A 22,617-nucleotide genomic window follows, 5' to 3' on the forward strand; every position below is an offset into this window, starting at 1 on the left:
AGGGAAGTACCGTGACGGAGCAACGGATCGAGTGTCGCGTGGTGCTGGCCGACAGCGACTTCATCATGCGCAACCACCACGTGCACGGCGTGTCGGTGATGCCCGGGGTGACCTTCCTCGACATCCTCTTCCGGATCCTGCGCAGCCGGGGCCTGGACCACGAGCGGGCCGTACTCCGCAAGATCCTGTTCACCGAGGCGATCGCCACCACCGACGGCGCGGACCGCGAGATCCGGATCACCATCGCGCAGGCCGGACCGGACGGCACCCGGACGGTGACGGCCGAGAGCCGCTGGGCGGGAGTCCCCGGCTCGCCCTGGCGGGAGAACATGCGGGCCGTGCTCGGCTTCGACGGCGACCTGGCCGCCGACGCCAGGATCGACCCGGCCGCACTCAGGGCCGGCGCGGTGCGCCGCTACGAGCTGGCCGAACTGTACGCCCGCGCCCGGGAGGAGAACATCCGGCACGGGGCCGCCATGGCTTGCCACGGTCCGCTGCACGTCGGCGACGGATACCTGCTCGCCGAACTCAACCTCGACGCCACCGCCCCCGAGGCCGACGCCTTCCATCTGCACCCCGCGCTGCTGGACGCCTCCACCATCGCCGCCTACGGGCAGACGGAGGCCGTCTCCCGGGAACCCTTCATCCCGGTCTACATCGATCGGTTCCGCGCGCCAGGGGCCCTCGGCCGGCGGGTGCACCTCTACGCCCCGGCCCCGGAGCGGCTCGCCGACACCCGGGACGTGATCACCAGCGACTACGGGCTCTACGACGAACAGGGCCGTCTTCTCGCCGAGTTCGGCGCGCTGATCTGCAAACGGATCCGCCGGGCCGGGCTGATCACCCGGCTGCTCGACGGCCTGGATTCCACCGCAGCGCACGATCCCACCGCGACCGGGGCGTTCGATGGCGGGGAGGCCTCCTCCGCCAACGCCTCCGTAGCGACCGGAAGTTCGGCGGACGTCTCGGTCGAGGAGTCGGGGCCGGACGCGCTGGAGGCGTTCAACGCCCGGCTGCGCGAGCTGGTCGGCGAGGCGCTCGGGCAGCGGCCGGCCGAGGTCAGCGGTGCCACCGGATTCTACGAACTCGGCCTGGACTCCGGCGACATGGTGCGCATCAGCGAGCGACTGGAGGAGGTGGTGGCCGGGACGCTCTACCCAACCCTGCTCTTCGAGTACACCGACATCGACAGCCTGGCCGCCCATCTGGCCGAGCACCACGAGTACCGCCGGCCCGCCGGCGCCGTGACCACCCCGCCGGCACCGGAAGGCGCGTTGCCGGCGGCCGCCACCGCACTACTGCGCCCCGTCTGGTACCCGGCCCGCGCCGAGGACGGAGCACTTCCCGAGGGTGACCTGGTCGTCCTGCTATCCGGCAGTGAACCTCCGGGCCTGGTAAGGGAGTTGGGCGAACGCCTGCCCGGCCGCCGGGTGCTGCTGGCCGGACCCGGGCCCGCTGGCGACGGTGAGCACCGGATCGGTCTCGACCCGGCCGATCCCGCGCGGTTCGACCGGCTCTGGCCGGACCTCGCGGCCAGGGGCGTCCGGCCGGGCGCCCTGGTCCTCCTCATCGCCGAGCGGCCGGTCGAACCCGTCGCCCCGGCCACCGAGTTGCTCCGCGTCGCGCGTTCGCTCGTCCGCCACCGCCCGGGTGAGGCCCGCCGGCTGCTCGCCGTCCACCCGGGCCGGCTCGGACGATCGGTCCCCGAGCTTCCGGCGCTGGGCGCCCTGGCCCGCTGCGTGACCGCCGAGGCGCCCGCGATCGGCTGCCGGGCCGTCGAAGTGGACCGCTGGACGGCCGAGGAGGTGGCGGCGGCGATCCTCACCGAGCTGCGCGACGGTGGCCGCAGCCCCGCGGCCCGCTACCGGAGCGGCACCCGTGAGCTGCGGGCCTTCCGGCCGGAGCCGCCCCACGCCCCGGACGCGCGCGGACCGTTGCGGGAACACGGCGTCTACGTGGTCACCGGCGGTTCGGGCGGATTGGCCGGAGTGCTCGCCGACCATCTCGCGGAGCGCTACCGGGCCCGGATCGCGCTGATCGGCCGCCGTCCGGCGGGCGGTGCGGCAGCGGACGAGGACGCCAGGCGCAGTGCGGCGGGGGCCCGGGTGCTGCGGCTCACCGCGGATGTGACCAGCAGACCGGAGGTGGAGGCGGCCCTGGCCCACGTCCGCCGGGAGTTCGGGCCGATCAACGGGGTCTTCCACCTCGCCGGCACCACCGCCGACTCGCTGTTCCAGAACAAACCGGACGACGCTCCGGCGGTGGTGGCCGCCCCCAAGACGATCGGCGCACTGCACCTGGACGAGGTGACGACGCGCGACCCGCTCGACCTCTTCGTGCTGTACTCCTCGCTGTCGGCCTCCCGGGCGGTACCGGGTCAGAGCGACTACGCCTTCGCCAACGCCTATCTGGAGCACTTCGCCGAGGCCAGGTCGGGGCGCGCCGATCGGCCCGGCCGGACCTACGCCATCGGCTGGCCGATGTGGGCCGACGGCGGCATGCGGCTCACCCCGGAGGCCGTCGCGAACTCCCGTCGCATCGAGGGGACTTGGCCGATGCCAGCCCCCGACGGTCTCGCGCTGCTGGAGCAGGTGCTGCGCGGCGCCGAGGGCACGGTGGTGGCCGTCCACGGCGCACCGGAACGGATCACGGAGCTGCTGCCGGAGGCACCGCTCCCGATGCCCGCGGCACCGGTCGGCACCGAGGCCGGCTCGGACCGACCCGCGGTCGGACCGGATGGCTCGACCGGATCAGACGGATCGTCCGGACCGGACGGGTTGATCGCGGTGGTCGGACTGGCGGGCCGCTACCCGGACGCCCCCGACCCGGACACCTTCTGGCACAACCTCGCAGCCGGCCGGGACAGCGTCACCGAGATCCCGGCGGACCGCTGGGACCACAGCCGCTACTTCGCCCCGGAAAAGGGTCGGCCCGGTTCGACCTACAGCAGGTGGGGCGGCTTCCTCGACGGGGCGGACCGCTTCGACCACGCGTTCTTCGGCATCTCCCGCCGGGACGCGGAGCGGATGGACCCGCAGGAGCGGCTCTTCCTCACCACCTGCTGGCAGACCCTGGAGAACGCCGGCTACCCCGCGCCGGCCCTGGCCGGCGAGACGGTCGGCGTGTTCGTCGGCGTGATGTGGAACCACTACCAGCTGTTCCAGGACCAGGGCGTGGCCCCCACCGCCATGCACGCGGCCGTCGCCAACCGGGTCTCCTACACCTTCGACCTGACCGGGCCGAGCATGGCCGTGGACACGGCCTGCTCCTCCTCGCTGACCGCCGTCCACCTCGCGGTGGAGAGCATCCGCAGGGGCGAGTGCACCCTCGCGCTGGCCGGCGGCGTCAACCTCACCCTGCACCCGCAGAAGTACCTCCAGCTCGCCCAGGGCCAGTTCCTCGCGGAGGACGGCCGCTGCCGCAGCTTCGGCGCGGACGCCACCGGCTACGTGCCCGGCGAGGGCGTCGGCGCCGTCCTGCTGAAGCCGCTGCGCCGGGCGGTGGCCGACGGCGACCACATCCACGGTGTCATCCGCGCCACCTCCGCCAACCACACCGGACGGACCAGCGGTTTCACCGTGCCGAGCCCCGACTCGCAGGCGGCGCTCATCCGCAGCGCCCTGGACCGTGCCGGCGTCGACCCCGGCACGGTCGGCTACGTCGAAGCGCACGGCACCGGCACCGCGCTCGGCGACCCGGTCGAGATCGAAGGGTTGCGGCGCGCCTTCGCCGACGCCGACCCGGCCGGCGGCGGCTGCGCCGTCGGCTCGGTCAAGTCCAACATCGGCCACCTGGAGAGCGCCGCCGGGATCGCCGGACTCACCAAGGTGCTGCTGCAACTGCGCCACGGCCGGCTCGTCCCCTCCCTGCACACCGAGCGGCTCAATCCGCACCTGGACCTCGCGGACTCCCAGCTGCGCGTGCAGCGCGGGCAGAGCGTGTGGGCCAGAGGCGCCGACGGCTCGGTGCGCCGCGCCGGGGTGAGCGCGTTCGGCGCGGGCGGCGCCAATGTGCATGTGCTGGTGGAGGAGTACGACCACGGCCGGTCGGCCCCGGCGCCCGAGCCGGACACAGGGCTGCTCTTCGTCCTCTCCGCACCCGACGAGACCTCACTGCGCGGCTACGCCGGCGCGCTGCGGGCCACCCTGGATCCGGCCTTCCGGGCCACGTCCTCGCGGGCCGCGTCCTCCCAGGGCACGGTCTCCGAGGGCGGCACCGAGCTCGCCCGGCTGGCCGCCGGAATCCTCGGTGTGCGGCCCGACCAGATCGACCAGGACGCACCGCTCGGCGAACTGGGCCTGGACGGCTCCAGTCTGCTCGAACTGGTCCGCCAGGCATGCGAGTTGCTCGGACGGGAAATCCCGCCGGATGCGCTCACCCTGGACGGAACCCTGCGGGCGATCGGCCGATCCGCTCCGGGGAGCGGGCGCTTCGCCGCCGACGTGGCGCACACCCTGCAGGTCGGGCGCACCGACCGGGCCCACCGGCTGGCCGTGGTCGCCGACGACCCGGCCGACGGGATCGCCCGCCTGATGGCCGGTCTGGATGCCTACCTGCGCGGCGAACCGGCGGATGGCGCGAACTACCTGTCCGGCCGGGCCGGTTCCGGTCCGACCAGTCCGGCCGGTCCGACGGCTGCCGACTGCGCCGAGCTGTTCCGGGCGGGCCGGCTTCGCGAACTGGCCGCCGCCTGGGTCCGGGGTGCCGAGGTGCGCTGGCCGGCGGCGCGGGACGCGGCAGGGCGGCCCGCCGGGCGGCGGATCCCGCTGCCCGCCCATCCGTTGAGCGAGGAACCCTGCTGGCTCGGCCGCTGGCGCAGCGCGGCGCCCCCCGACACCGGCGAGCCGGACCGCTCCGTGCCAGACCGCTCCGTGCCGGACCGCCGCGTGCTGGACGGCCCCGTGCTGGACCGGGTCGGTCGCCCGTTGGATCAGCAGCCGTGGGAGGCAACAGCGGCCGAGACGCGGCCGGTGGCGCGCCGGGCGGAACCGGAGCGTTCCGCCGAACGGCCCGGCGCGGACGACGCTCCCGCCGTCGAACTGCGGGTGCTCGACCCGGGTATCGCCCTGGTCACCATGCGGGGCGAGAGCAACATGTTCACCGAGGAGACGGTGCGCGGGCTGGAGGCGGCGTTCGCCGAGCTGTCGGCCGACGACGCGGTGAAGGTCGTGGTGCTGACCAGCTCGGGTCCAGCCTTCAGCATGGGCGGCACCCCCGAGGCGCTGGAGCGGCTGGCCGGCGGCCGGGGCAGCTTCACCGACGTCCCGTTCCTCTATGAGGGCCTGCTGCGCTGCGACCGCCCCGTGATCGCCGCGATCTCCGGGCACGCCTCCGGCGGCGGTCTGACCTTCGGCCTGCACGCGGACGTCGTGCTGCTGGCCCGCGAGGCGATGTACTCAGCCAGCTTTCTGCGCTACGGGTTCACTCCCGGGCTCGGATCCACGTACATCCTGGAACGGCGACTCGGCCGCTCGCTGGCCGCCGAGATGTTCTACACCGGCAGCCCGCTGAGCGGTGCCGAACTGGCCCGCCGGGGAGCCCAGTTGACCGTGCTTCCGCGTGTCGATGTGCTGCCCGCCGCGCTCGACCTCGCCCGGTCCGTCGCCGCCCGCCCGGCCGGGGCCGTCCGAGAGCTCAAGCGCGAACTGGCCGGACGGACACTGGCCGAGCTGTCCGGTGTGGTGGCCCGCGAGGCCGAACTGCACGGACGGGTGCTCGGCCGCGACGCGGTGGACCGGGTACACGCCCACACCGCCCGGGTGGCCGGCTACCGAACCCCCGGACCGCACGCGGCGGCACCGGTCGAGGAGGCACCGCGGCCGGCGCTCGCGGCCCCCGCCGATGCTCCGGACACCATGACGGCTCCGGACACCGTGACCGCTCCGGACACCGTGACGGCTCCGGACACCGTGACCGCTCCGGTCGGCGACCCCGTCGCCGAACCGTTCGCTGGGCCTGTCGGGACTTCCGTACCTGCCGGGCCCGACCGCGACACCGTGGTCTCCGTGGTCATCGAGACCCTCAGCGACCACCTCTACCTGGACCGGGACGAGATCGACCCGCGACTGACCTTCAGTGAGATGGGCGTCGACTCACTGGGTGTGGTCGAGATCGTCCGGGACCTGAACGAGCGCTTCGGCCTGACCATGGACTCGGTCGCGGTGTACGACCACCCGACGCTGGACCGCCTCGCCGACTTCACCGTGGCCGAGGCAGGCCGGGCGCACGCCCTGCACGCCGCCGCCCTGGCGGTCGAGGCCGGCGCCGTCCCCAGCGCACCGGTCCCGTCCCCGGCCGCGCCCGCCCCTGCCGCGCCCGCGCCCGCCCCCTCCTCTCCGGTCCCGGCGGAACCCCCGACAGCAGCCCCGCAGCGCCCGCTGCCCCCCACCCTGATGCTGCTCAATCCCGCTGCCGGGCAGGCCTGTTCGACACCGGTCCGTTCGACACCGGCCCGTCCGGGACCGGTCGTCCTGGCCCCGGTGCCCGGGCGCACCGGGCCCGCCGATCCCCTACCGGCAGGGGCTGAAACGCGAGCGACCGAACCGCCGGCGACCGAACCGCGTGTGGCTTTGCCACCTGCGGTGGGGCCCACCGATCCCGTACCCTCCGCCGTCGATCCGGGGCCGGTGTCGACGGGGACGGGCGGCGGCGCCACCGAGCCGGTGGACATCGCGGTGATCGGGCTGGCCGCGCGCTTCCCCGACGCCCCGACGGCGGAGGCCTTCTGGGACAACCTGATGGCCGGCCGCAGCAGCATCCGCGAGGTGCCCGCGGAACGCTGGGACGTAGACCGGTACTTCGACCCCGACCCGCGTGCGCCGGGCCGCACCTACAGCCGCTGGGCCGCGCTGCTCACCGACGTGGACCGGTTCGACGCCGCGTTCTTCCATCTCTCACCGATGGAAGCCGAGTTGATGGATCCTCAGCAGCGACTGTTCCTCCAGGAGGCGTGGTCGGCGCTGGAGCACGCCGGGTACGCCGTTCCGGGTCCGGAGCGGGCTCGCTGCGGAGTTTTCGTCGGGACCGGCCAGGGCGACTACCTCCGGCTGCTGGAGGAGGCCGGCCAGGACGACTCCGGGCAGGCCTTCCTCGGCAACTCCCCGTCGATCCTGGCCGCCAGGATCGCCTACCACCTCAACCTCGGCGGGCCCACCGTCGCCGTCGACACCGCCTGCTCGTCCTCGCTGGTCGCCGTCCACCAGGCGGTGACCGCCATCCGCGCGGGCGAGTGCGACCTGGCCGTCGCGGGCGGGGTCGCGGTGATGCTCACGCCGCGCATGCACGTCTGGACCAGCCGCACGGGCATGCTCTCCCCCTCGGGCCGCTGCGCGCCGTTCGACGCCTCGGCCGACGGGATGGTCCTCGGCGAGGGGGTCGGAGCGGTGGTGCTCAAGCCGCTCGACCGGGCCCTCGCCGACGGCGACACGGTGTACGCCGTGGTCAGGGCCACCGGCACCAACGGCGACGGGCGGACCAACGGCATCACCGCGCCCAGCGCAGACTCCCAGGCCGCCCTGCTGGCCGAGGTCCACCGCCGGGCCGGAGTCAGCGCCCGGGACATCGGTTACATCGAGGCGCACGGCACCGGGACCCAGCTCGGCGACCCGATCGAGGCCAAGGCACTCGGCCAGATCCTGCGCGGTCGGCCCGTCGCGGACCCCTGTCCGGTCGGCTCGGTGAAGTCCAACATCGGCCACGCCACACTGGCGGCGGGCATCGCCGGTTTCATCAAGGTGGTGCTCGGCCTCCACCACGGCGAGATACCCCCGTCGCTGAACTACCGCGAGGCCAACCCGGAGATCGACCCGGCGGTGCCGATCCGCGTCGTCACCGAGCCCACACCCTGGCGACCGGGACCTTCGGGCGTCCGGATCGGCACCGTGAGCAGCTTCGGCTTCAGCGGGACCAACGCGCACGCCGTGCTGGCAGAGGCGCCCGCCCGCCCCGCCGCGGCGGAGCGGTTCGGAAGAGCGGAGGCCGTACTGCTGCCGCTCTCGGCCCGGACGCCGGACGCGCTGCACACGCTGGTCCGGGAGCTGGTCGGGCAGCTGACCGAGGAGCACGACCTGGGCGACGTCGCCCGGACGCTGAGCCTTCGCCGGGCGCACTTCCCGGTGCGGGCCGCGTTCGTGGTGCGTGACCTCGCGGAGCTGCGGGAGCAGGCCGGACTGCTGTCGGCGGGCGAGCCGCCCGCCCTCGACCGGTGCGGTGCCCGGCTGCACCAGCTCGCCGAGGACTTCCTGGCCGGCGGGGAAGTCGACTGGCAGGCGCTGCACCGGGACCGGGTCGCCCGCCACGTCCCGCTGCCCGGCCACCCCTTCGCCCGTACCTCGCACTGGATCACCGGCGCCGGCCGTACCATCCCGGTGCCGGCCGCCCGGGCCGAGATGCCGCTCGGGCCCCGACCGGACGCGGGCGGTACCGGGGCACCCCGGCTGCTGGTCTGCCGGCCAGAATGGCAGGAGACCGACCCGCCGGCCCCGCGTGCGTCCGCCCCGCGTGCGTCCGCCCCGCGTGCGTCCGCCGTCGGCGGCCGCCGGGTGGCGCTAGCCCACACGGCTACCGCAGGTCCGCTGGCCGACGCGCTGGCGGCCAGGCACACCGCCGACGAGGTGGTCCGCATCCCGTTGGACGGCGCCGAGCGCGCGCCCGGGCCTTTCGACGTGCTCTACGTCCTGGCCGGTCCGCCGGCAGGGCCGGTCACCGCCGGCCCTGCCGGCGATCCGGTCACCACGGCCGCCTTCCGCCTGCTCAAGCAGCTGATCCGGGCCGGGCAGTCGGATCGCGAGCTGACGGTTCGTCAAGTCGTTCACGGAGTGCTGCCGGTGCGGGAGGCGGACGAGGTCGAAACGCACGGCGCGGGCCTGCCGGGTCTGTTCCGGAGCCTGGCCGCGGAGTACCCGCACTGGGAGGTCGGTTGCCTCGACCTCGGTGTCGCCGACCCGGAGGACGTCACGACCCAGGCAGACCGGATCGTGGTCGAGGACGCCGGGCACCCGGTGGTGGCCTGGCGGGAGGGCCGGCGCTACATCCGGCGCTTCCGGCCCATTCCCGAGCAGGACGGGCCGACCCCCTTCCGGGACGGCGGCAGCTATCTGGTGGTCGGCGGGAGCGGTGGCCTGGGCCGGGCGGTGAGCCGGCGGTTGGCCGCCGACCACCGGGCCGGGCTGGTCTGGCTCGGCCGCCGACCGGCCGACCACCCCGAGGTGGCCGAGGGGCTGGCGGAGATCGCCCGGCTCGGCGGCGAGATCCGGTACGTGTCCGGTGACACCGCCGATCCGGTGGCCGTCCGGGCCGCGGTGGCGCAGGCCAGGGAGTCCTTCGGCGCGCTGCACGGGGTCCTGCACGCGGCGGGCGAGCTGTACGACGTGCCGTTCGCGCGGATGACCGAGCACGAGTTCGGCCGGGTGGTCACGCCGAAGTCGGCCGGTGCGGCGGCGCTGCTCGACGCCCTGGTGGGGGAGCGGCCGGACTTCTGCGTGTTCTTCTCCTCCGCCGCGTCCTTCGTCGCCTCGCCGGGCCAGGCCAACTACGCGGCGGCGGCTACCCTCGAGGACGCCCTCGCCTGGAACGCGCGGCGGCGGTACGACTTCCCGGTGTCGGTGGTGAACTGGGGCTTCTGGGGGAGCGTCGGCGCCGTCGCCCGGGAGCGCTACCACCGGTCCTTCGCCGGGCTCGGCGTCGGTTCGATCGAGCCGCAGGAAGGCGTGCCCGCCCTGGCCCGCGCGATCTCCTCCGGCCTCGGCCAGCTGCTGGTCATCAAGGCGGACCCGGCCCGCCTGGCCGAGCACGGCATGCCGCTCACCGACATTCCGCTCGCTGCCGGGGAGGTCACCGGCGTTCCGTGCGCCGCCGGGGAGGTCACTGGCGTTCCGTGCGCCGCCGGGGTCCCGGAGCATACCCCGGACGCGCGGCCCGGTACCCGCCGCTACCTGCGGCGGATCTTCGCCGAGGTGCTCAAGTGCGCGGAGGACGAGCTGACCGACCGCGAGACGTTCGAGACCTTCGGTGTCGACTCGCTGATCGGTGCGGAGATCGTCGATCGGCTCTCCCGGGACCTGGGCGAACTCCCGGCGACCCTGCTCTTCGAACACCTGACGATCGAACGGCTCGCCGAACACCTGACGGCCGTGCACGGCGACCGGATCGCCCCGCTCACGGCCGCCGACCCGGAGGAGGCCACAGGCCCGGAGCACGCCACCGCCTCGGCGATGCCGACCACTTCGACGGTGCCGGCCGCCTCCGCGGAGCCCACGACCACGGCTGCCTCCGCGGAGCCCACGACCACGGCCGCCTCCGTCACGGCCGCCTCCGTCACGGCGGTCGAGCCGGTGCCCGCCGGAGCCAGAATTGCCGTCGTGGGGGTCGCCGGCCGCTACCCGGGCTCGCCGGACCTGGCCGCCTTCGCCCGCAACCTGGCGGCCGGGGTCAACTGCGTCACCGAGGTGCCCGCCGACCGCTGGGACTGGCGCGAGTACTTCGACGCCCGCCGCGGCCGGCCCAACCGCAGCTACGGCCGATGGGCGGGCTTCCTGGCGGACGTCGACGCCTTCGACCCCCAGCTCTTCGGCATCCTGCCGCGAGAGGCGGGCTCGATCGACCCGCAGGAACGGCTCTTCCTGGAGACCTGCTGGAACCTGCTTGAGGAGAGCGGCCACCTCGGCGAGCACACCAGGGTGCCGGAGACCGGCGTCTTCGCCGGCCTGATGTACGGGTCGTACGGCCAGCTCGCCGCCGAGGGGTGGAGCCGGGGCGAGTTCACCGGCGCCCACTCGGCGTACTGGTCGGTGGCCAACCGGGTCAGCCATGTGTTCGATCTGACCGGTCCGAGCATGGCCGTCGACTCGGCCTGCTCCTCCTCGCTGATGGCCGTCCACCTGGCCTGCGAGAGCATCCGCCGCGGCGAGTGCCGGATGGCCATCGCAGGCGGGGTGAACCTGATCCTCCATCCGGCGCACCTGGTGGCGTTGTCCAGCCGGAACATGTTGGCCGGCGGGCCCGGCTGCCGTCCGTTCGACGCCGATGCCGACGGCTACGTGCCGGGTGAGGGCGTCGGCGCGGTGCTGCTGAAACCGCTGGCGGACGCCGAGCGCGACGGTGACCGGATCTGGGCCGTCATCCGGGGCGGCTGGACGAACGCGGGCGGCAGGACCAGCGGATACACGGTGCCCAACCCCAACGCCCAGGCCGAACTGATCGGTGAGTCGCTGCGCCGCGCCGGCGTGGACCCCCGGACCGTCTCCTACGTCGAGGCGCACGGCACCGGAACGGGCCTAGGCGACCCGATCGAGATCGCCGGCCTCACCCGGGCGTTCGGCGGCGCCACGGAGGACGGCATCGCAGGGCGGACGGTCCCGGTCGGCTCGGTGAAGTCCAACATCGGCCATCTGGAGGGCGCGGCCGGCATCGCCGGGCTGACCAAGGTGCTGCTCCAGCTGAAGGAGGGCCGGCTGTACCCGAGCGTCAACCTCGACCGGGCCAACCCGAGGATCGGCTTCGAGAAGTCGCCGTTCCGGCCGCAGACCGCGTTGGCCCCGTGGCACCGGCCCACACTGGAGCAGGACGGTGCCCTGACCGAGTGTCCGCGCCGGGCCGGCGTCAGCTCGTTCGGCGCCGGGGGTGCCAACGTCCACCTGGTGCTGGAGGAGTACCGGGACCGGCGCGAGCCGGAGCCGGCGGGTGAGCCGGCCGACGGCCGGCACGTGTTCCTGCTCTCCGCGCGGACCCCCGAACGGCTCGCCGTCCTCGCCGGGCGGATCGCGGACCGGCTGGCGGAGGCCCCGGACGGCGCCACGCCGCGCGAGCTGGCGTGGACCAGCCAGACCGGGCGGCGGGAGATGACCGAGCGGCTGGCCGTGCCGGCCGCCGGAACGGACCAACTCGCCGCGTCCCTGCGGGCCTTCGCCGACGGCGGGCAGCCGGACGGGCTGCTGCGCGGCACCGCACGGCGCCAAGATGCGCCGTCCTGGGAGGGCGACGACCCGATCGAGGCCGCCCGCGCCTGGGTGACCGGCGCCGCGGTGGACTGGCGACGGCTGTGGCAGGGCCCGCGCCCGCGCCGGGCGGCCTTCCCCACCTACCCGTTCGACCGCACCCGGCACTGGCTCCCGGGCTCCGCCAGGCCGGCCGCCGCGCAGCCGGTGCCGGAGCAGGAGCAGGAGCAGGAGCAGGAGCCGGTGCCGGAGCAGGAGTCGGCCCGGGTCGAGTACTCCCGGCCGGTCTGGGAGGCGGCCCCGCTGCCGGTGCCGGAGGGCGCGGCCCCGCGCACCGTCCTCCTGGTCGCGGAGGACACCGCATCGGCCGCCGAACTGGCCGAGGGGCTGATGGAGCGGCTGGCCGAGCATTCGGCCGCGGTCGTCCCGGTGGTCATCCCGGTCGTCCCGGGAACGGTCTTCGGCCGTACCGCCACCGGCGGCTACCGGCTGGCGCTCACCGACCCCGAGCAGTGCGCCCGGCTGGCGGCCGAGCTCGCGGACGGTGCAGGCGCGCCCGATGCCGTGGTCTGGTACGCCTCCGAGGGTGCCGCGGAGTACGGCACGGCCGCGCTCCCGGCCGACCTCGACGCCGGGTTCCACGCACCGTTCACCCTGCTGACCGCGCTGCTGGGCCGGGAGACGGGCCCGCGCGACCTCCGGGTGGTGTACGGCTATCCGGCACCCACCCCGGTCTCCCGCCCGGTCGATGCCGCGCTCGGTGCCGCCCTGCGCAGCCTGGCCCTGGAGCACAGCCGGCTGGGCGCGGCCCGGGTCGCCTTCGAGGGTGCCGAGGCCCTGGCCGAACCGCTGCTGCTCGCCGACCGGTTGGCCGGCGAGCTGCTCTCCTGCCGTCCCGGCACGGCCGAGGACGTCCGCTACCGCTCCGGTGAGCGGCAACTCGTCAGGATGGCCGAGTTCACGCCGGACGGGACCGAGCCCCTGCGGCTGCGGCCCGGCGGCACCTACCTGGTCACCGGCGGGCTCGGCGCGCTGGGCCTGCTGGTGGCCCGCCGACTGGTCCAGGCCGGTCCGGTCACCGTGGTCCTGACCGGCCGTTCGGAACCGGACTCCGGGCAACTCGCGCTGCTGGCCGAGCTGTCCCGGGACGGTAGCACCGTCCGCTACCTGCGCGCCGACGTCTCCCGGCCTCAGGAGGTCCGCGAGCTCGTCGCCGCCGTCACGGACGAGCACGGGCCGCTGAGCGGGCTGGTGCACGCGGCGGGCGTCACCAGGGACGCCCGCGCGGTCACCAAGCGCCGGGCCGGCCTCGACGCGGTGCTCGCGCCCAAGGCGTTCGGATCGATGGCCCTGGACGAACTGACGGCGGACCAGCCGCTGGACTTCTTCGTGCTGTTCTCCTCGGTGGTGGCCCGCAGTGGCAACCCGGGCCAGGTGGACTACGCCTATGCCAACGCCTTCCTCGACGAGTTCGCCGAGCTGCGGGCGCAGCGGCAGCAGGCCGGCCTCTGCTCCGGCCGAACCGTCTCGATCGGCTGGCCGCTGTGGGAGGAGGGCGGCATCACCGTCGACGGCGCGACGAGGCAACTCCTGGAGCGGCGTTGGGGCATGGTCCCGTTGAGCACGGCCGGCGGTCTGCGGGCCTTCGAGCTGCTGGCGGCGGGGCCGCAGACCCGGGTCTCGGTGGTGCAGCGGGCTGCTCGTCCGGCCGGGGGCGAGGCGGTCCTGCCCGAGCCGACCGAGGTACTCGGGGAGGCGGCCGCGCCCGGGGAGACGGCCGCGCCCGGGGAGGCGGCCGCGCCCGGGGAGGCGGCCGCGCCCGGGCGAGCGGGAAGTACCGCCGGAACGCCCGGGGGAGCGGGAAGTACCGCCGGGACGGCCGGGGGAGCGGGAAGTACCGCCGGGACGGCCGGGGATCCAACCGGCTTGGCAACGCCGGACATCGAGGCGGTGGAGCGTGAACTCCGTGCCATGGCAGCGGAGTTCCTGCTGGTCGACCCCGCCGAGGTCGACCCCGGTGAGCAGTTGCTCGAGCTGGGGTTCGACTCGATCACGCTGACCGAGTTGATCATCAAGGTCAACGAGCACTACGGCCTGGACCTGTTGCCCACCGTCCTGTTCGAGTGCCCGGACCTGGTCTCTTTCGCGGCCTACCTCGGCCGGCACCACGCCGCCCAGGTGGCGGCGCGGCACAGTCCGTCGGCGGCGCCCGAGCCTGCGGCGGACTCCGAGCCCGCACCCGCCGAAGGTCAGCAGACCGAGCCGACCGTCCACCGGACCGAACAGCCCGGGCAGACGCCCGGCCACCGGGCGTCGGCGGTGCGCTCCGGGCGGTTCGAGGTCGCCGTGGTGGGGATGGCCGGGGTGCTGCCCGGGTCCGCCGACACCGAGGAGTTCTGGGAGCACCTCGCCGCCGGGCACGACCTGGTGACGGCGGTGCCCGAGGACCGGACCGAACTGCGGGCCGCCGCCGGGGCGGAGGGATTCCACGGCGGCTTCCTGACCGGGATCGACCGCTTCGACGCGGGGTTCTTCGGTATCGCCCCGCGCGAGGCCGCCATGATGGACCCGCAGCAGCGGCTGTTCCTGGAGACCGCGTGGCGGGCGGTCTGGGACGCCGGCTACCGTCCCGCCGACCTGGCAGGCACGGTCACCGGCCTGTTCGCGGGCGTGTCCACCTCCGACTACGCCGACCTGCTCGGCAGGGACGGCGCCCGGGTCGAGGCCCATACCGCGACCGGCGTCGCCCACGCCGTGCTGGCCAACCGGGTCTCGTACCTGATGGATCTGCGCGGGCCCAGCGAGTCGGTGGACACCGCGTGTTCGAGCTCGCTGGTCGCCATCCACCGCGCGGTGCGCGCGCTGGCCGCGGGGGAGTGCGAGCAGGCCCTCGCGGGCGGGGTCAGCGTGCTGCTCAGCCCGGCCCTGTTCACCGCCTTCCAGCAGTCCGGGATGCTCAGTGCCGACGGCCGCTGCCGGACCTTCGACGCGGCCGCCGACGGATACGTCCGGGGCGAGGGCTGCGGGGTGGTGCTGCTGAAGCCGCTCGACCGCGCGCTGGCCGACGGCGACCACGTGTACGGGCTCGTCACCGGAACGGCCGTGGGCCACGGCGGGCGCGCCAACTCCCTTACCGCGCCCAACCCGGAGGCGCAGGCGCGGGTCCTGGTCCAGGCGCACCGCTCGGCGGGCACCGACCCGGACCGGCTGGGCTACCTGGAGGCGCACGGCACCGGTACCAGGCTGGGCGACCCGGTGGAGGTCGAGGGTGTCAAGCGCGCCCTCACCACCCTCTACGCCGACCTGGGCCGGGAGTTGCCGGACCGGCCGCACACCGTGCTCGGCTCGGTGAAGACCAACATCGGCCATCTGGAGGCCGCCGCGGGCATCGCGGGGGTGCTCAAGGTGCTGCTCGGCATGGAACACGGCCAACTTCCCCCGCACCTCCACCTCGAAAGTCCGAACCCGCACATCAGGCTGGACGGCACACCGCTGCGGATCGGCACCGAACTCGCCGACTGGGAGGCCCCAGCCGGGGCCGACGGTGTGAAGTCGCGCTGCGCGGGCGTCAGTTCCTTCGGCTTCGGCGGGACGAACGCACACGTGGTGCTGGAGTCCTACCGCCCGCAGCCCGCGGTGGAGGGCCACGGTCCGCAGCTGGTGGCCGTGTCGGCACCGACGCGCGAACAGCTGGCCGGCTACGCCGCCCGGCTCGCCCGGCACCTGGAGCGCGGGGCGTCCGGCCTGGCGGAGGTCGCCCGCACCCTCCAGGTCGGCCGCGAGGAGTGGCCGGAGCGGTTCGCGGTGGTGGTCGAGGACCGGGCGGAGCTGGTCCGCGCGCTGGCCTCGCTGGCCCGGGGCGAGTCGGTGCCCGGCGGTCACCTCGGCACCGGGCGCGCGGACGGGCCGGCCACGGCCTACGGCGATCTGGACGGACTGGCCCGCGAGTGGGTCGGCGGCCGCTCCGTCGACTGGGCGCGGCTGTGGACCGGCCGGCCGCCGCGGCGCACCCCGCTGCCCGGCATCCCGCTCAACAAAACCCGCCACTGGTTCGCCCCCGGCGCACCGGCACCCGACCCGGAGGTCACCATCGAAGCGCCATCAACCGTCCGCGCGACGCGGACTCCCGCGCCGCAGCGGCAACGGGAGCGGGTGAGGCTGGCCCAGCTCGACGGCCTGCCGACCGTGCCGACCCCCGTGCAGCCGCTGTCCGACGTGGCGTCAACTACGTTTTCCGTGACCGAAGCAACCGCGATCGTGCACGAGTGGGGGGACGGCCTGGTGGCCGAGGTCCGCCGTACCGTGCTCGCCGGTCTCTCCGAGATCCTCGGCACCCCGGAGCGGGAACTGTCGTACGACCGGCCGTTCGGCGACCTCGGGCTGGACTCGATCTTCCGGATGGACCTGGTCCACAGGCTCAACGAGACCTACGGCCTGGACCTGAAAGCGGCGGAGCTCTACGAACAGGACTCCGTCGACCGTCTGACGGCCCATGTGGCCGCGGCCCTCGGTGCGGCGCTCCCTCAGGCCTCCACAGCGGCAGCGGCACCGGCACCCGCACCGTCCCCGGCTCCACCGGTGGCGTCGGCCGCGCCCGCAGGCCCCCTCCCGGCCGGCGGGCCGGAGCCGGAGGCCGAGGCGCTCAGCAGGCTGATCGGGCGGACCGTGGGCCGGTCCGTCGAGCCCGGCTCGGACTTCGCCGACCAGGGCTTCACCTCCTTCGACATGCTGCGGGTGGTCGCGGTGCTGGAACGCCGGTTCGGCGCACAGCGCAAAACCCTGCTGTTCGACCACCCCACGGTCAGCGCGCTCGCCGGGCACCTGGTCGCACTCCACGGTCCCGGTACCGCCGAGCTGCTGGCGGCCGAGGCGGCGGCCGACCCGGCGGAGGCGGCACCCCCGGCCCCGGACCTCGCCGCCGGCCGGCCGGTCGGCGTCGACCAGCCGGGCCCGCTGGTGGTACGCAAGCGCGAACTCGGAGAGCAGCCCGAAATCGCCGCGGTGCTGGCCGAGTTGGACCTCCGCCACGCCAAGGAGGGCGGCCTGCCGGGTCGGGACATCGCACCCCTGGTCTTCCTGGGTTCGGCCCGCACCGCGTACTTCAACTTCTCCCAGCGAGCGGGCTCGGTCCTGGCTTGGAGCTACGTCGGATCCGAGGCGGACCTGCCCGGGCTGACCCGCGAGTACGGCGAGCACGCCGCCCGCCACGGACTGCGGCCCAACCTGCTGTCGATGGTCCGGCTGACGGAGGTGGACGGCCGGCCCTACTCGGCCACGCCGTTCGGGGCCGTCCAACGGATGGAGAACATCCAGGACTTCACCCTCGCGGGTGCCCGGAAGCAGAAGCTCCGCTACATGGTGCAGCGGTTCGAGCGGGTGCCCGGAGCGGGAACGGCCGAGTACCGGGTGGGCTCCGACCCGGCCACCGACGCCCGGATCGCGGAGCTGATCGACCGCTGGTGCGCCACCAAGGACATGGTGAACCCGTACGTGTCCACCGTCCGGGAGGAGATCCGGCGCGGGGTGCTCGGTGAGCGGCACCGGATGTTCCTGACCCGCACCGGCGAGGAACTGCGCTGCGCGGTGATCGTGACACGCATCCCCTCCGAGCCCGGGTACCTGCTGGACCTGGAGTTCTACGCCGGGGACCTGCCGATGGGCGGACTCGAGTACACGATCACCCGGATCGTCCGGCTGCTCGCGGACGAGGGCTGCACCCTGTTCAGCTTCGGGGCGAGCCTGGGCGTGCGGCTCGGCGCCTCGGCCAACGCCGATCCGGTGGCCGAGCGGGCACTCGCGGAGCTGCGCTCCACCGGGGTCTTCACCGGGGAGGGGAACTTCCGCTTCAAGAACAAGTTCCGGCCCGTCAACCTGCCGATCTACCTGTGCCGACCGGCCGACGGCGAACCGACGGACGTCGGCGAGATCATCCTGATGATCGCCAACCCCGAGGTGCCGCAGCCACAGTCCACCGAACCCGACGCCACGGCAACGCCCACCATGCCGACAGGCACCACCACACCCACCATTCCCACTACACCCACTACACCCACAACCCCCACCACCTCCGACGCCGTTCGCGCGCGAGAGCGGCGGCTGGCCGCCACCGGCCACAACCCGCTGTTGCTCCCGCCCGTCGAGGCCGACTTCGACCTGGTCACCGACTCCTGGACGGAACTCGACGCACCGTTCGTCGCCGAGGGCATGGCGGCCCTGCGCGCCCGGACCGACGCCGCCTCGGGTACGGAGCCGGACCTCGCGGCCCTGCTGCCGTTCCGGTACGCGGTGGCGACCGTGCGCGGACGGTCGGCCGAGGCGATGCTCTGCCGGGCGTGGCCGCGACGGCGCGGATTCGTGGTGCAGAACGCCCTGTTCCCCACCTGGGCGATCAGCCAGCTCGACCACGGGTTCACCCCGCTGCCGGTACCGGCCGCCGACGTGGTGGACGGCCGGGAGCCGTCCTGGGGCGACCTGGACGTCGAGGCACTGGCGCGGACGCTCGCCGCCAACCCGGGCAAGGTGTCCTTCGTCTGCGTGGAGACCAGCACCAACGCACTCGGCGGCCGCCCGATCTCGCTCGCCAACCTGCGACTGATCAGGCAGAGCGCGGACGCCCACGGCGTACCGCTGGTCCTGGACGCCACCCGGGTACTGGAGAACGCGGCCTTCGTCGCCGAGTCCGAGGCCGCTGAGACGGGCCGAGGCCTGTGGGAGGTGGCTGAGGAGATCCTCTCCCTCGCCGACACCGTCACCCTCGGTCTCTCCAAGGACTTCGGCATCGACGCCGGCGGCGTGGTGGCCACCGACGATCCCGAGCTGGCCGAGCGGCTGGCCGAGGACGTCCTCCAGCGGGGCGCCGAACCGGGCCTGACCCAGCGCCGGCTGATCGCCACCGCGCTGGCCGACCGCGAGCGGGCCGCCGCCGGAGTCACCGAGCGGATGGCGGCCGTCCAGGCCCTGTACGCGCCGCTCGCGGCGGCCGGTCTGCCGGTGTCCGCGTCGGGCGGCCACTGCGTCCTGCTCGACACCGCCCGGCTGCCGGGTGAGGCGGGACGACCGCACCGGGTGGCCGGCTGGCTCGCGTGGATCTACCGGCACACCGGTGTCCGCGGTGCGCCCCACCTGGCGGCCGGCCCGGAGAGCCAGGGGCTGATCCGGTTCGCGGTGCCGGTGGGCCTGGGGGTCCGCCGGGCCGAGGAGGCCGGGCGCCGGCTGGCGGCCTGCCTGCGGGACGCCGGTCCGGCCCCCGAGCTGGTCCCGGTCGACACCCGGGCCGCGCACCACCCGGCGACCGCCGCCTACCATCCCGCCGCCGCCATCCCGGCCGACGTCCGGGCCGCGATGGACGAGGGACACCGGCCGCTGAGCCAGAACCACGCGGTGCTGACCGAGCACCAGCCGGCCGTCCGGCGCCGCCTGCTCGGGTTCAGCGACGGCGAGGTCGAGGTGTTCGAGGCGGGCGAGGGCACCCCGCTGGTCCTGGTGCACCCGTTCAACATCGGGGCGGGCTTCTTCGGCCCGCAGTTCGCGGGCCTGGCCGGCCGGCACCGGGTGATCTCGGTGCACCACTCGGGTGTCGGGGCCACCACGGCCGCCGCCGACCTGTCCGTGGAGGGCATGGCCGAACTGCTGCGCCGCACCCTGGACGCGCTGGACGTGCGGGAACCGGTGCACCTGGCCGGCGCCTCGTTCGGCACGCTGCCCGCGCTCACGCTGGCGCTGCGGCACCCGCGCGAGGTCGCCTCGGTGACCCTGATCGGCGGCTCGTACAAGGTGGGCAACCGCCGGGGCGAGATGAACCGGCTGGCACTGGTGGCCCGGGAGGACTTCGACCACCTGCTGACCCGGACCGGGAACGAGCAACTGGCGGCGTCACGCGGCAAGTTCGAGGAACTGCTGCTGCGGTGCGAGAGCCTGGACGCCCGGACCGGTCTGCGCTACCTGGACGAGTTCGACGCCTCGCGGGACCTGCTGCCGCAGCTCGCCACCCTGGCCGTGCCGGCCCTGATCGTGCACGGCAGGCACGACACCGTCGTCCCGCTGCGGACCGGCCACCTGCTGCACGGCACGCTCCCCGACGTCCGCTACGCCGAGTTCGAGGACGCCGGCCACTTCCCCAGCCTCACCTCGGCCGAGCGGTTCAACCGGGTCCTCGCCGACTTCCTGGCGGAGATCGACGAGACCGGCCGGCAGGAGGACCGATGACTCACCGGACCACCCCGGCCGACGGCACCGGCCCGCAGCCACCGGACGCGGGCACGCTCCGCCGCCGGGTCACCGTCAGCCCCGCGATGTGCGGACACAACTCGCTCTTCCTCGGCCAGATCGGCGACTGGACCTGGGAGACGGTCGGCACGCTCTGCGGGACCGACGTCCTCGGCGCCCGCGGCGCCGACGGCAGCCCCGCCTACCTGGCCTTCTACTACTACCGGGTGCGCGGCAGCAGGGACTTCCACCTGCGCAGCGTCAGCTTCGGCGACGTGCTGGACGTCACCTCGCGCTCGTTCGACTTCGGCAGCGAGTCGGTACTGACGATCCACCGGATCGCGGCCGCGTCGGCCGCCGACCCCGGGCGCCCGCTCACCGCGGCGGAGTTCTACCGGGGCCCCTCCCCCGGGGAGCTGTACGTGGAGAACTTCAACCGTTGGGTCAGCCGCCGCCGGGCCGACTCCAACCAGGGCCTGGTGCCGGCCTCTCCGGCGGACTTCGGACACCGCCGGCTGCCGGCGCTGCCGGAGGAGTACTCGCCGCGCCGGGCGTACGGCCGGGCCCGGCAGACCCTCAGCTTCTGCGACGAGCCGCCCGAGGAGTACACCCCCGTCGCCGAGGGCTTCACCACCCGCTACCGGATCGACATCACCCGCGACCTCAACGGCGTCGGACTCGTCTACTTCGCCTCCTACTTCTCCTTCGTGGACCAGGCGGTGCTGCGCCAGTGGCGTGCGCTCGGGCGGGACGACGGCGCCTTCCTGCGCCGCCGGGTGGTCGACCAGCAGCTGTGCTACGCCCAGAACGCCGACCCGGACACCGAGTTGGAGCTCGGCGTGACCGTAAGGGCCCGGACGGCCGACAGGGCCGAGGAGTTGTTCGACGTCGTGATCCGGGACGCGACGACCGGAAGTCTGATCGCCGTCAGCACCCAGCGGGTGTACCGGCAGCCCGAGGAGGGGCAGTGAACGACACCGTGGGCCGCGAGGCCAGGGCAGCGGCCGAACTGGCGCTGCGGGAGGCGATCGGGGAGATCCTGCCGGCCCTCCCGGCGGCGGAGATCACCGGCAACCGCCACCTGCGGGACCTGGGCGCCGACTCGGTCGACCGGGTCGAGATCATCCTGACCGTCACCCGCCGGCTGGGCATCGACGAGCCGATGTCGGCCTTCAGCGCCATCCCGGACATCGACCACCTGGTCGACCACCTGGCCCGGGCGAGGCGCGCATGATCGGCATCGAGTCGCTCAACGTGTACGCCGGGCTGGCCGGTATCGCGCTCACCGAGCTGTTCGACGGCCGGGGACTCGACCACGACCGCCTCGCCAACCTGATGATGGAGCGCCGCTCCGTCGGCCTGCCGTTCGAGGATCCGGTCACCAACGCCGTCAACGCCGCCAAGCCCCTGGTGGACGCCCTGACCCCGGACGAGCGCGCCCGGATCGAACTGCTCGTCACCTCCACCGAGTCCGGGGTCGACTACAGCAAGTCGGTCGCCTCCTACGTGCACGAGCACCTGGGCCTGTCCCGCAGCTGCCGGGTGCTGGAGGCCAAGCAGGCCTGCTACGCCGCCACCGGCATGGTGCAACTCGCCGCCGGCTGGCTGGCGTCCGGCCACTCGCCCGGGGCGAGGGCGCTGGTGATCGCCACCGACGTCGCGGTGGTCGACGAGTACGCGCAGTACGCCGAGGCCGCCACCGGCCACGGGGCGGCCGCCGTACTGCTCGGCGACCAGCCGCGGATCCTGGCCATCGACCCCGGGGCGTACGGCTTGCACAGCTACGAGACCCTGGACTCGGCGCGGCCCGAGCCGACCCTGGACATCGCCGACGCCGACCGCTCGCTCTTCGCCTACCTGGACTGCCTCACCCGGAGCTTCGCCGACTACGCGGACCGGGTGGAGGGCGCCGACTTCGCCACCACCTTCGACCGGCTGGTGCTGCACACCCCGTTCGCCGGCCTGGTGAAGGCCGGGCACCGCAAGATGATGCGCGAGCACACCACGGCCGGCGTCGAGGCCGTCGAGGCCGACTTCGCCCGGCGGGTCGCGCCTTCGCTGGCCTACCCGAGGGTGGTCGGCAACCTCTGCTCCGGGTCGGTCTACCTGGCGCTGGCCTCCACGATCGACCGGGCCCCCGTCCAACGGCCCGAGCGGGTCGGCCTGTTCTCGTACGGCTCCGGCTGCGCGTCCGAGTTCCTGAGCGGCGTGGTGGCTCCGGAGGCCGGGCCGGAGCTCGGCCGGATGCGGATCGCCGAACGGCTGGCGGCCCGCCGGGCGGTCGGCTTCGAGGAGTACACCCGTCTGCTGAAGGAGACCCGGCGCTGCCTCGTCCCCGAGCGCGACCGCCGGGTGGACCCCGAGGACTGGTGGGACTTCGCGGACCGGGCCGCACACCCCGGCGAACTGCTGGTGCTCACCGGGGTGGAGAACCACCACCGGCGCTACGACTGGCGCTGACCGGGCGCCGAGAGGACGA

General features: G+C 74.3%; 4 protein-coding genes. All 4 read left to right on the forward strand.

Annotated features, from left to right (window positions below):
• Positions 1-11 precede the first annotated feature (11 nt).
• From ACZ5ON_RS26690 to ACZ5ON_RS26705, 4 genes are read left to right on the forward strand one after another with little or no spacing between them, the layout of a single operon-like run.
• Entirely contained in the window at positions 12-20,138 is a 20,127-nt protein-coding gene (locus tag ACZ5ON_RS26690) for an SDR family NAD(P)-dependent oxidoreductase (protein ID WP_465597757.1), read from the forward strand.
• A complete protein-coding gene (locus tag ACZ5ON_RS26695; protein WP_465597760.1) occupies positions 20,135-21,109 on the forward strand; it encodes an LnmK family bifunctional acyltransferase/decarboxylase in 975 nt (324 codons plus the stop codon). The genes ACZ5ON_RS26690 and ACZ5ON_RS26695 overlap by 4 nt, the downstream gene beginning before the upstream one ends.
• Positions 21,106-21,372 (forward strand): acyl carrier protein, encoded by a 267-nt coding sequence (locus ACZ5ON_RS26700; RefSeq protein ID WP_465597763.1) that lies wholly within the window; start codon positions 21,106-21,108, stop codon positions 21,370-21,372. The genes ACZ5ON_RS26695 and ACZ5ON_RS26700 overlap by 4 nt, the downstream gene beginning before the upstream one ends.
• Positions 21,369-22,598, forward strand: coding sequence for a hydroxymethylglutaryl-CoA synthase family protein (locus ACZ5ON_RS26705; protein WP_465597766.1), 1,230 nt, complete (start codon positions 21,369-21,371; stop codon positions 22,596-22,598). The genes ACZ5ON_RS26700 and ACZ5ON_RS26705 overlap by 4 nt, the downstream gene beginning before the upstream one ends.
• Positions 22,599-22,617 lie beyond the last annotated feature (19 nt).

Source organism: Kitasatospora sp. NPDC032150 (genome assembly GCF_055579945.1).